A 12,979-nucleotide genomic window follows, 5' to 3' on the forward strand; every position below is an offset into this window, starting at 1 on the left:
AGATATTTTGAAAATAATAGATATATATAAAGAATTTAAAAAGTTAAAAAAAGAGATTACAGTCATTGGTAGAGTTAGATCTAACAGGCAAGGTAAAGCTGTTTCTTTTTTAGTTTTAGATGATGGAACTTATGCAAAAGATTTACAAGTAGTATATAAGCCAGAAACTATAGGATACTCTCAATTTTCTGAAACAAGAGTTGGAGCAATCGTTTCAATTAAAGGTATGATAATTGAAACTCCTAATAGACCTCAGCCATTTGAAATTAGTGCAACTGAAGTAATTTTATTGGATAACTGTGCAGAAGATTATCCACTACAAAAAAAAGAACATACTTTGGAATATCTAAGAGAAATTCCTCAATTAAGAGCTAGAGCTAAAACTTTCCAATCAACATTCAGAATTCGCTCTTCAGCAGCTTTTGCTATACATGAATATTTTATCAAGCAAAATTTTGTATATATGAACACACCAATTATTACTGAAAATGATGCAGAAGGAGCAGGGGAAGCATTTGTTGTAACAACTAGAAAAGATGCTAAATACGACCAAGATTTTTTTGGAAAAAAAGCAAGTCTTACAGTTTCTGGTCAATTAAATGCTGAAGCAATGGCGCAATCATTTAATTCAGTTTACACATTTGGACCAACATTTAGAGCTGAAAATTCACATACAAATAAACATGCATCTGAATTTTGAATGGTTGAACCTGAAATTGCTTTTGCAGATTTAGTCAAAGATATTGAAATAATTGAAGGATTAGTAAAACATGTAATTGACTATGTTCTAAAAAATAACTTAGAAGATCTTAAATACTGTGAATCATTCTATGAAGAAGGATTGATAGAACGATTACAAAAAATGTCAAATGATAATTTTGAACAAGTAACTTATAAAGAAGCAATTGATATATTAGTTGAAGCTTCTAAAAAGATTAATTTTGAAGAATCTAATATTAAATTTGGAATGGACCTTTCAACAGAGCATGAAAGATATATTTGCGAGAAGCACTTTGCAAAGCCAGTATTTGTTACAAACTATCCAAAAGAAATAAAATCGTTTTATATGAAATTAAATGATGATGGAATTACAGTTGCAGCTACTGATTTGCTTGTACCAGGAATAGGAGAATTGGTTGGTGGAAGTCAACGTGAAGATTCTTATGATAAGTTGATTGAAAGGTGTAATGAATTAAAAATTAATCCAGAAGATTTAAAATGATATATTGATTTAAGAAAGTTTGGGTATTTCAAATCAGCTGGATTTGGGTTAGGATTTGAGAGACTAGTTATGTATTTAACTGGAGCTAAAAATATTAGAGACGTTATTCCGTTTCCAAGAACACCTAAAAATTTATTATTCTAATAATTTAAATATTGATATAAAATAATATAAATAATCCGAAGGAGACAACAACATGATTATAAGTTTTATTGTTACAACTCAATTAAATGAAATTGATTTTAAAAAGACTCTTAAGTCAATTAAAACTCAAACTTTGAAAGACTATGAAATGATTATTGTTGTTGATAGCTCAGAAGAGGGTGATGACTCAATTGGTTATAAAGAAGTTAGAAAAATAATGTTAGAAAATTCAAACATTAAATTAATAAAAAATTCTCTTGACCAAGGAAAAGCAAATTGTTGAAATGATGCAATGGCAATTGCTGAAGGTAAATATATTAAATTTATCAATGACGGTGAAGAAATTAGTGATAACTTTGTTGAGGCTCTTGCAACATTAATTGAATCAAAAGATCAACCAGACATTATTGAATATACAACTTCTTTGAAATACAAAACTAGATCATATGAATCATCTTTATTTTTAAGAAATAATAAAGTTTATGACTTAAATACAGAGTTTGAACCATTAGCTTATACATCAGAATTAGTGTTTAATAAAATTTACAAGACCGAAATTGCTAAGGCAAACAAATTAAAATTTAGAAGAAATCAAAGATATGATTTATTATTCGTTTATAAATTTCTTTCAAAAGCCAAAACATATATCTACATTGCTGATGAAATTAAAAGTTCATATCCAGTTAGACCTGTTGATTATTCAATGTTTGATACTGTTAATCAATGAACACATATCTTCAATTGATTTAGAGAAACTAATGATTATAAAGTAAATGAAGATTATGTTAAATACGCTTACTATAAATTGCTAGTTCATAGATGATTATGGAATTTACAATGAGAAGGAAATAAAGTTCTTATTAAAAAAGGTGTTGAGTTTGTAGAAATGAAATTCAAAAAAGAAAAAAGAATTAAGTTTATGAAATCAAATAAAGTATTTTTAAAAGCAAAAGATACAAAATTCCAAGATATGGTGGAAAATTTTGAATCACATATCAAACTTATCGGTAGAGTTACAAAATAATTTAAATAACTAGGAGGAACCATGAGAAATTATTCAAATGATGTTCCTTCTTTTTTATTGAATAAGAAGTTAGTTAAACCATTTTGAGGAAGATTGCTAGCAGCTAGATTTTTTGATTTATTCTTAGTTAGTTTACTGCAACTTGTAGTAATGTTTTGTTTTAGTAATGTTGATTCAAGTATTGTCAAAACAATAATTATTATATTCATACAATTTTTAATGATAAATTTATATTTTATCTTGATTCCAATTTTCACAAATGGAAGAACTTTGTTTAAATTTATTTTTGGTTTGATAGTTTTGAGCGATAATAAAACAAAAGTTGGAGCTTGGAAAATATTTACAAGAGAATTAGTATTTGTAATAATCCCAATAGGTTTATTTCTTTTAACTCAAATTATTGAAGTTGTTGTGGCTTTAAAAACAAACGCAACTGCAAGTCAAGTTGGATGAATTGCTCGTGCTGGATTAATAATATTTTTTGGTTGAAGTATATATACATTAGCCACAATTTATGTCCAGGCAGATAACTTGGCTTGAGTTGACATGAAAAATAAAGTTCGTGTTTATAGATTAGAAACAATAATTAAAAAGAAAAAAGTAGATACAAAATATGAAATAGTGAAAGACCTTCCTTTAGTTTTTAATGAAGAAGATTTACAATTAGAAAATAAGGATGACAAAAATGAGTAAATTAAATGATTTAATTAAATCCTTAAATGATGAACAAGTAGATGCTCTACTTGAATTAAATAGACCCCTTAGAATTTTAGCTGGAGCAGGTTCAGGAAAAACTCGAGTCATCACTGGTAAGATTGGGCATTTAATTGAAAACGAGGGAATTCATCCAAGTAGAATATTGGCTTTAACTTTTACTAACAAAGCGGCCAATGAAATGAAGGAAAGAATACATAATTTAATTGGAACAACTCCAAGATTTATAACTACATTTCACTCTTTCGGTGTTCGTGTTTTGCGTGAAGAATTTATGAGTGTGGGTTTAACTTCAGCATTTCAAATTGTAGATACATCAGATCAGTCAACAATAATTAAAAGGTTGATAAAAGAAAATAATATTGACAGTAAATTGAAAGATAAAGAAGTTATTGGATATATTTCAAGATGAAAAAATCAACGTCTTGAAATATCTCCGAATAACTCAACAAACTATAAAGAAATTCAAATTGCAAAAGTTTATAACTTGTACTTAAGATATATGAAAGATAATGATTCAATTGATTTTGATGACTTAATTTTAAAAGTTGAAGATTTATTTATTTCTAATAAAGATGTTTTAATTAAGTGATCTCAAAAATTTGAATATATATTGGTTGATGAGTTTCAAGACACATCAACTTCACAATATCATATTGTAAAACTTTTACTTGCTAATCGTGGTTGCTTAACCGTTGTGGGTGATCCAGATCAAAATATTTATTCATGAAGAGGAAGTGAATTAAATATTATTTTAGATTTTGAAAAAAATTTTAAAAATGCTAGAACTGTATTCTTAAATAAAAACTATCGTTCAACCCAAAAAATATTGGATGTTGCAAATGATTTTATTGATAAAAATAAAATGCGTGAAAAAAAAGATATTTATTCAGATACAAAATCTGGAGCTAGTGTTCATGTTAAGGAAGCTGCATCACAACCATTTGAAGCAAAATATGTATCAAATAAAATAAATGAGTTAGTTAATAAAAAAGGATATAAATATTCAGATTTCTTTATTCTCTATAGAAATCACGCGATTTCAAGACCATTTGAAACATCCTTTCAAAATGAAAAAATCCCATTTGAAATATACGGGGGAATGGCCTTTAGAGACAGGGCTGTCGTAAAAGATTTATCATCTATGATAAAGATGATGACACATGGAAATTTAATTGCATTCAATAGAGTGTTTAAACACGTACCAAAAATTGGAGCGGTGACAGTTGAAAAAATATTTTCATTAGCAAAGTCAAAAGACAAAACTGTATTAAGTTTATTTTTAGAGGATTTTGATGAGTTGCAATTAATATCAAAAAATTTGGAAAGTTTTAAGAACATACTTATAACAGCTAAAAGTGAAATAGATAGCAATGAAAAACCTGTAAAAATATTGCAAGGAATAGTTAGCGGTTTGGGATATGAACTGCAATTTAATTCCAAGTCAAGAGAAGATGAAGAAGCTAAGGCAAACATTCTAACATTTTATGACCAATTGGAATCTTACATTGAACTTACTGATGGTGAAATTACAAATACACATGAATTATTTATTAGCTTTTTACAAAATGAAGCAATTGATGTAACTAACGCAGAGACCGATGAGAATCCAAACAAAGTTGTTATGTCTACAGTTCATGGAGCAAAAGGACTTGAAAGACGTGTTGTATTTATTGTTGGAGTTAACAATAACGTGTTTCCATCTAGATTTTCAAAAATTAGTGTTAATGCTCTTGAAGAAGAAAGAAGATTATTTTATGTAGCTATTACTCGAGCAAAAGAAGAACTTTACATTATGTACTCGGTTGGAACTTTCTCTCATTTAGCGGGAGAGGTATTATCGACATCAAGGTTTTTGGAAGAAATAGATTCTAAGTTATATGAATTAGAATCAAATATTTTTTATCACAGTTCAAGTGAGATGTCTTCAAAAATAATTATTCCAACAGTTGAACAAAAACAAATTAATACAAGTTCTAAAGAAGTTGTAAAAGGAGATATTGTTGAGCATGCAGCTTTTGGGCTGGGTGTGGTAATTTCAATTCAAGGAAAATTCATATCCATTGCATTTTCAGATCCAAAGTATAAAACTAAAATGATTCCACTTAATTCAAATGTGTGGTGAAAAAGCAATTAATGATATAATTAATAAGTATAAAAGGAAAAAATTAAAATGACTTCAATTAAAGCAATTATTGTAGATCCAGTAGGACTACACGCAAGACCAGCTTCAATATTGACTAAAGAAGCTTCTAAATTTACATCAGAAATTAAAATCAAATCTGGTGAAAAAGAAGGTAACTTAAAATCAATCATGAACATTATGGCGTTAGCAATTAAAACAAATACAGAAGTAGAAATCCAAGCAACTGGAACAGATGAAAAAGAAGCAATCGTAGCTATCGAAGCAGCTATGAAAGAAAACAACTTAATCTAATTTCTACAATTTATATTAAAAAATGGCACTTTGAAGTGTCATTTTTTTGACTAAATTTAAGTAATTTAATTTAGTCAAAGTATAATTAAAATAAATAACACAATTTTGGAAGATATAATCACATTATTAAAAGGTAAGAACATGATTAATATAAAAGACTCAGTTATAAATAATTTTAAAACAAGACTAGTTTCTACAAATAGAAAATCTGGAACTTTTTTTAACCAATTTTCAAAAACATCGCACTCAATTGATTTATTCGAATTTGAAAATCAAAATATGATTTATTCAGCTACTAAAAAAGAAGAAAATATTTCATTGCAAATTGCTATGAATTCAAAAAAATTTGTAATTAAAAATTCAGGACACTCTGAAAAAGAAGATGAAAAAAGAAAAATTAATCTTTGTAAATTACTTGGTCAAATTATGAACAAGGCAAAATTATACAATCAAGAAAAAAATGTTGATGCATTATTTTTAGGGACATATTTTATTGAAGGGGTATTAGCAAATACAGAAAAAGAATATTTTAGAGCTCCATTAATGTTTACACAGTTAAGAATTGAAAAAATAAACACAAACAGATATGAGTTATTTATTGAGGATGAAAAGATAATTAATAATTCACTATTATCAATATTCGCGAATAAAAATAATAAAACATTTTCAATATTAGATATCAGTGATCAAAAAAAATTAGGAGAAACTGAATCTTTTTCATATTTTAAAAGTATATTAAAAAGTGTTGGAATTGAAATGATTGATTTAAATTCAAATTGAAGTAAGTCTTACAATAATGAATTGAGATCTGCACCCAAAGGACTTAAATCAGAATTATTTAAGGAATTTATATCTAGGAGTTCATTAGGATTAAATGCTTACACATGTAACTATGCTGCACTTGGAGTTTTTGATATTGCTTCTAGTACAATTTTATCTGCATACGATGAAATGGAAGATCCAGATTTTTTAGAAGAAATTTCATCTGAAGTTCATGATAGTTTTTCAAAAGATAAAGCTGAATGAAAAACAAATGAAATTAAAACCATTTCAAATATGGATTATACACAAAAAAGAGCTGTAATTAATTCTCTATCAAATTCATCGTATATTTTTGGCCCCCCAGGAACTGGAAAATCACAAACAATTGTAAACATTTTAGCAAACATTATTGACTTAAAACAAAGAGCGATATTTGTTACTGAAAAAAAAGTTGCTTCAACTGTTGTATATGACAAAATGAATAAATTAAATTTATTTGTACTAATGTTACATAACAATGAAAAAGCTTCTAATGTTCATAATAAAATCAAAGAAACTGTAAATATAGTATTAAAAAATATTAACAATGGTAGTTATGTTACGGAAAGAACAAATATCGATATAGAAATTGACAACATTTTTAAAAAATTAAATGAATATAAAGCGTTATTCAAAACCGATCTTGGTAAAAGATATTTAACTTTAATTTCAAATAATAAATTAAATCATGAGAAATATTCAATATTAGAAAACGAACTAGATAAGCTTGAAATAAATGAAATTGATTTAATTTTGGGTATATGCAGTGACGACGATATTGAAAATGTAAATAAATTAATTGAATCATTAAATGAAATAAAACTACCCAAAACAATGTGAAGAAATTTATTTAGTGATGATTCAATTGAATATGTTTTATTCAATTGAATCACTTTAGGTAAACAAAAATCTAGACTTGGATTATTTAAAAAGAAAAAATTCAATCAATTCAAAACACAAGACTGCAGAATTCTGAATTTATTAAACATGATCAAAAATAACGACGACAAATTAGTTTTACTTAAGTTTGTATTAAGCTCATTAGATAAAAGCATAAAAATTAACTCTCTATTGGATATTAAATTTCTATTCATTAAAAAATACAAAAAGATAAATGAAAATTTGATCAACTTTTATAATTCAGATTGAAATTCAAAAATAGCTCAATACAACAAAACAAAAGTTTTATTTGATACAGAGCAAATATATGCAGATAGAATTGAGTGAATAATTTATATCATACAAACTAAAACTTACAATGATGCTAATGACTCTTACAAAGAAAAAAAATTACAGACATTATTTAATGATATGGTAAGAAAAATTGAGAGTACTAAAACAAATGTTAGACTAAAAACTTGATTCAAAAGATATTATCCAATAATGGAGTTATTATTTCCAATTATATTTGGGTCTCCTGAAGTTATGGCAAACCATAAACTTATACCACTTGAAAAAGGCGAGTTTGAATTTGCATTGTTTGACGAAGCTTCACAAATTTATACAGAAAAATGTATTCCTTCAATGTTTAGAGCAAAAAAATATATTGTCTCTGGAGATGATAAACAATTATCTCCTTCATCATTCTTCTCTTCTAGAGGAGAGCAAGAAATTGATGAAGATGAAATTGACAATTTAGAATTGGAAAACCAAGGGATTGCAGATTTGATAACTCATGAATCACTAATTGATCTTGCAAAAGGTAGATATAAAAAATATATGTTGCAATATCACTATAGATCAAAAAGTGAACCATTAATTGCTTTTTCAAATAGTAGATATTATGAAAATAAATTAAAAGTAGTTAATTCTAATGATGCAAATGATAGATCTATCGAATGTAAAAATATAAATGGAACATGAATTAACAATACAAATGATGCTGAAGCAAAAGAAATTGTGAAATACATTATTGATTTCTATAGTAAAGAATTAAATCAAAATAAGTCATTAGGTGTAATTACATTTAACAGTCCACAACAAAAATTAATTACTGATTTATTGGAAAAAGAATCTGCTGTAAATAACAATGTTTTTAAACAAATGAATTTATCAAATGGTACTGAATTATTTATTAAAAATATTGAAAATGTTCAAGGTGATGAAAGGGATATAATCTTATTTTCAATTGGTTATGCAAAAAATGAAAAAGGGTTATTTAGAAATTCATTTGGGTCATTAAGTCAGTTTGGCGGTGAAAAAAGATTAAATGTTGCTATAACAAGAGCAAAAGAGAAGATGATTATTTTTAAATCTATAAATTCTGAAGTGTTGAACATTAAGCAAGATAATCTTGGACCTAAACATTTTAAAGAATTTTTAAGATATGTTGAGCTTCTACAAAAAGACAATGAAGAATCTAAGGAACAAATTAAATCATTGCTGAACATAGATCAAAACTTATTTAGTAAAGGTGGAGATGGATTAATATTTGATTCTGAATTTGAAGTTGAAGTATTTAATTTTTTAGAAAGCAAATTAGATAAAAGCAGATATGAATTAAAGACTCAAGTAGAAACGAGCGGGTTCTATTTAGATCAAGCAATTTTTGATAAAAATTTAAACAAATTTATTCTTGCTATAGAGTGTGATGGTTGAGCTTATCATTCATCCGATATTCAAGTACAAAGGGATTTTGAAAGACAATCTTATTTGGAAAGTAGAGGATGGCAGTTTGTAAGGATTCCATCTACATTATGATGAAGTGAAGAGAAGTATAAAGATAAACTATGAAGTAGTATTGAAAAAATACTACATATAGATAAGGAGTAATATGCCATGATATTTTGGAGTTTTGATTTTTTTTGCTGTAATATTTTTTATAGTTCTAATAATTTGAAGTATTTTTGAACAAGCTAAAAGAAAAGAAAGATTTGAAACGATACTATATGGATTAATAAATGAATCCAAATTATATCTTAAAAAAGCTAATTATAGTTTTGAAAACAATTACATATATGAATCAATGGTGTCTGAAGTTAAAAGTATAATAAGTGATAATAGAAGTTCAACTTTGTGAGCTGTAAAGGATTCAATAATACAAAGAAGTCCTAACATGATATCCAAAGTTTATAGAACAGTTAATAAGTATATTTGTGAAGATAGAGGAATTGAAGTAACAAAAATAAGAGTAAAGTCTGAAGATACCCAATTAATAAATTACGAGAAAACATTATATATTGATGAGCATGAAAATAAAAATGAAAATAATGTAAATTCAAATGGTTTAATAAACAATGAATCTAAAAACAATAATTATAAAACACATGAAAAAAAACCTAAAAAATCAAGAATAAATTATTAATTAAAATTATTGAATTATTTAAAAATGGCACTTTGGAGTGTCATTTTTTTTGATTATAATTCATTCTTAAATAGTGTTATTATTTAAAGAGACACTAGGAGAAATTATTAAATGACAAACAAAGTTTACAAAGGTATTGGATCTTCTGAAGGTATATCGGTTGCTAAAGTTTTCATCTTAAAAGAAGAAAAAATAGTTATTGTTGATGCTAAATCAAAAGACCCAAAAGCTGAAATTGCTAAGTACGAAAGTGCTATGGCTAAGACTAAAGATGATTTAGTTAAACTAAAAGCAACAACGCTTGAAAAATTAGGAGCAGAAAAAGCAGAAATCTTTGAAGCTCACTTAAGTATTCTTGAAGATCCAGCAATTGGAGAAGGTATTTTAGATTTAATTAATAACTCTCAATACTCAGCTTCAAAAGCTATTCATGAAGTTACAGGAAATTTCGTAACTATGTTTGAGGCAATGGATGACGATTACTTTAGAGAAAGAGCAGCTGATGTTAAAGATATTTCAGAGAGATTATTAAAACATGCACTAGGATTAAAAATTATTGACCTTGCAGCTATCAATGAAGAAGTTGTAATTGTTGCAGATGACTTAACACCTTCACAGACAGCACAGTTAAATCCAAAACTAGTTAAGGGTTTTGCTTGTAATGTTGGGGGAAGAACTTCACATGCAGCTATTATGGCAAGAAGTTTAGAGATACCTGCGGTATTAGGATTAAAAGACATTCTTCATTCAGTTAAAGAAAAAGACATCGTAGCAATGGATGGATTAACTGGTGAAATTGAAATTAATCCAAAAGACAAAAAAGTTTGAGAAAAAAAAGCGGCTGCTTTTGCAACACAGAAACAAGAATTAAAAAAATTCATTAATGCACCCACAGTTACAAAAGATGGTTTTAAGGATTTCATCTTAGCAGCTAACATTGGTTCTCCAAATGATGTTGAAAATGTTTTATCACATGGTGGTGAAGCAATCGGATTATTTAGATCTGAATTCCTATATATGGATAATTCAAACTGACCAACAGAAGAAGAACAATTTACTTCATATAAAAAAGTTGTTGATTTAATGAAAGGTAAACCAACAATCATTAGAACACTTGATATTGGAGGGGACAAGAAGTTATCATATTTTGAATTCCCTCACGAAGAAAACCCATTCTTAGGTTATAGAGCGATAAGATTTACAATGGACAGAAAAGAAATCTTTAGAACTCAATTGAGAGCATTATTAAGAGCTTCAGCTTTTGGACCTCTTGGTATAATGTTCCCTATGATTGCAACAGTTGACGAATTCAAAGCAGCTAAAGCATTCACTTTAGAATGTAAAGCTGAATTAGAAAAAGAAGGCGTGAAAGTTGGAAAAGATCTAGAAATTGGTATGATGATTGAAATTCCAGCAGCAGCAGTTATTGCTGATAAGTTTGCTAAGTATGCAGATTTCTTCTCAGTAGGAACAAATGATTTAATTCAATATACAATGGCTGCAGATCGTATGAGCGAAAAAGTGTCATATCTATATCAACCATATTTACCATCAATATTAAACTTATTAAAACTAACAATTGACGGAGCACACAAACACGGAAAATGAGTTGGAATGTGTGGAGAAATGGCAGGAGAACCAGAAGCAGTCCCATTATTAATGGGATTAGGATTAGATGAGTTCTCAATGTCAGCTACATCAATTCCAAGAGCTAGAAGCATAATGTCAAAATTAACACTAAAAGAAACTCAAGAATTGGCAGCTAAAGCATTAGAATGTGAAACTTCAGAAGAAGTGTTAAATTTAGTAAGAAAAACTATAAAATAATATATAAGTAGTAAGGGAGAACACATGGGACTATTTTCAAAAAAAGTAAAAGCTGCATCTAATGCAGTATTAGAAATCTTCGCACCAGTAGATGGAAAAATTATTGACTTAACAGAAGTTCAAGATGAAATGTTTGCAGAAAAAATGATGGGAGACGGTGTAGCAATCGTTCCTGCAAATGGAAACTTTGTATCACCAATGGATGGAGAACTTGTAACAGTTTTCAAACCATCAGGTCATGCGTATGGAATTAAAGCTAATAACGGAGTTGAATTATTAATTCACATCGGATTAGACACAGTTGCATTAGCAGGAGAAGGATTTGATATCAAAGTTAACCAAGGGGACAAAATTAAAAAAGGTGAAGCATTAGTTAATGTTGATCTTGCATCTGTTACACCTAAAGTACCTTCAATAGAAACACCAATTATTTTTATGACAGACTCAGTTGCTGGTAAAAAAATGACAATTGTTAAAACTGGAGAAGTAAAAGCTGGAGACTTAATCGTTACAATCGCTTAATATTAATCTAAAATCGCTAAGGCGATTTTTTTATATATATAATAAACATATGAATGAGATTGAAAATAAACACAAATTAATATTAGATGATACCAAATGAAAGAGTTATTTTTCAGTAACTAACTGAAAAAGAGATGGTGGAATGATAATGGCGATTGCCTTGTTTATTCCGTTTGCAACAAGCTTACTTTTTACGATACTAAACGGAAATCAATTTTCTGAGTCTTATGGTTTTGATCTTGCCCAAATGATAATCACAATCGCTAGTTGAATATTTGCCCTGATATATGCTTCAAGAACTAAATTCTTCAATGAATATAAAGTAATATTTTTCTCTGCCAATTTAATATCTATTGGCATTCTGATATTTGTTTCTTTTATTGCTGCTGCACTTCAAATAAATCTGAATAATATGCTGTTGAGTTTAATCACTCAAACAATATATCAGATTACAGTCATCATATTTGCTTTTATAAAGATTAAGGGATTTAGAAGAAACTTTATAAGTGGTTTTCAAAATCAACAATGATTCACAGTTCTATTAGCTGTTGTTATTGCAGTGCCATTAATGTTTTTATGAGGGTGAGGAATGAACAAGGCTGGTATAAGGAGTTCAGTTAATCAAGGATCAATTGAAGATTTAATATTTATAGCAAATAATCTGACAGAAAAGATTTTTATCTTTATATTATTATTTTTCTTTGTAATATTAGCTGCTCCAATTTTTGAAGAGTTAACTATTCGTTACTTTATAGCTTTATTTAGTGGTAATAGATGAGTTACACTAGTAATTAGTGGAATCTTTTTTGCAACTATGCATGTAACAAATACAGGGGACTTTGCTAGTATTCCTATATACATATTTGGTTCATTTGTAATGTCTGCTGCATTTACAATTTTTGGATCAATTGGACATTCAACATCAATACATATTGCGTGAAATACTATTGCATATGTGTCGTTAGTAATTAGTAAATTTTAAGG

At 27.6% G+C, this 12,979-nt stretch carries 10 protein-coding genes; all 10 read left to right on the forward strand.

Annotated elements, in window-relative coordinates:
* Positions 1 to 7 precede the first annotated feature (7 nt).
* Complete coding sequence (gene asnS / locus STIUS_RS00455) at positions 8 to 1,366, forward strand: asparagine--tRNA ligase (RefSeq protein WP_162649314.1); 1,359 nt, start codon at positions 8 to 10, stop codon at positions 1,364 to 1,366.
* A gap of 52 nt (positions 1,367 to 1,418) precedes the next feature.
* Positions 1,419 to 2,390: a glycosyltransferase family 2 protein gene (locus STIUS_RS00460; RefSeq protein WP_162649315.1), complete on the forward strand. Its 972-nt coding sequence runs from the start codon at positions 1,419 to 1,421 to the stop codon at positions 2,388 to 2,390.
* Positions 2,391 to 2,411: 21 nt separating this feature from the next.
* On the forward strand, positions 2,412 to 3,083 hold the full coding sequence (locus STIUS_RS00465) for an RDD family protein (RefSeq protein WP_162649316.1): 672 nt from the start codon (positions 2,412 to 2,414) through the stop codon (positions 3,081 to 3,083).
* Positions 3,076 to 5,241: an ATP-dependent helicase gene (locus STIUS_RS00470; RefSeq protein WP_162649318.1), complete on the forward strand. Its 2,166-nt coding sequence runs from the start codon at positions 3,076 to 3,078 to the stop codon at positions 5,239 to 5,241. Before STIUS_RS00465 ends, STIUS_RS00470 begins: the two co-directional genes overlap by 8 nt.
* 36 nt (positions 5,242 to 5,277) lie before the next feature.
* Positions 5,278 to 5,541 (forward strand): HPr family phosphocarrier protein, encoded by a 264-nt coding sequence (locus STIUS_RS00475; protein ID WP_162649320.1) that lies wholly within the window; start codon positions 5,278 to 5,280, stop codon positions 5,539 to 5,541.
* Between the two features lie 141 nt (positions 5,542 to 5,682).
* Positions 5,683 to 9,114, forward strand: a complete 3,432-nt coding sequence (locus STIUS_RS00480; protein ID WP_162649321.1) for an AAA domain-containing protein — start codon at positions 5,683 to 5,685, stop codon at positions 9,112 to 9,114.
* A 1-nt stretch (position 9,115) separates the two neighbouring features.
* Positions 9,116 to 9,646, forward strand: a complete 531-nt coding sequence (locus tag STIUS_RS00485) for a hypothetical protein (protein ID WP_162649322.1) — start codon at positions 9,116 to 9,118, stop codon at positions 9,644 to 9,646.
* Positions 9,647 to 9,757: 111 nt separating this feature from the next.
* Complete coding sequence (gene ptsP, locus STIUS_RS00490) at positions 9,758 to 11,473, forward strand: phosphoenolpyruvate--protein phosphotransferase (protein ID WP_162649323.1); 1,716 nt, start codon at positions 9,758 to 9,760, stop codon at positions 11,471 to 11,473.
* Positions 11,474 to 11,497: 24 nt separating this feature from the next.
* Positions 11,498 to 11,995 (forward strand): PTS glucose transporter subunit IIA, encoded by a 498-nt coding sequence (locus STIUS_RS00495; protein WP_162649324.1) that lies wholly within the window; start codon positions 11,498 to 11,500, stop codon positions 11,993 to 11,995.
* Positions 11,996 to 12,044: 49 nt separating this feature from the next.
* Complete coding sequence (locus tag STIUS_RS00500) at positions 12,045 to 12,977, forward strand: CPBP family intramembrane glutamic endopeptidase (RefSeq protein ID WP_162649325.1); 933 nt, start codon at positions 12,045 to 12,047, stop codon at positions 12,975 to 12,977.
* The last annotated feature ends 2 nt before the right edge of the window (positions 12,978 to 12,979 follow it).

It is taken from the genome of Spiroplasma sp. TIUS-1, from assembly GCF_010365785.1.
GTDB lineage: Bacteria > Bacillota_I > Bacilli_A > Mycoplasmatales > Mycoplasmataceae > TIUS-1.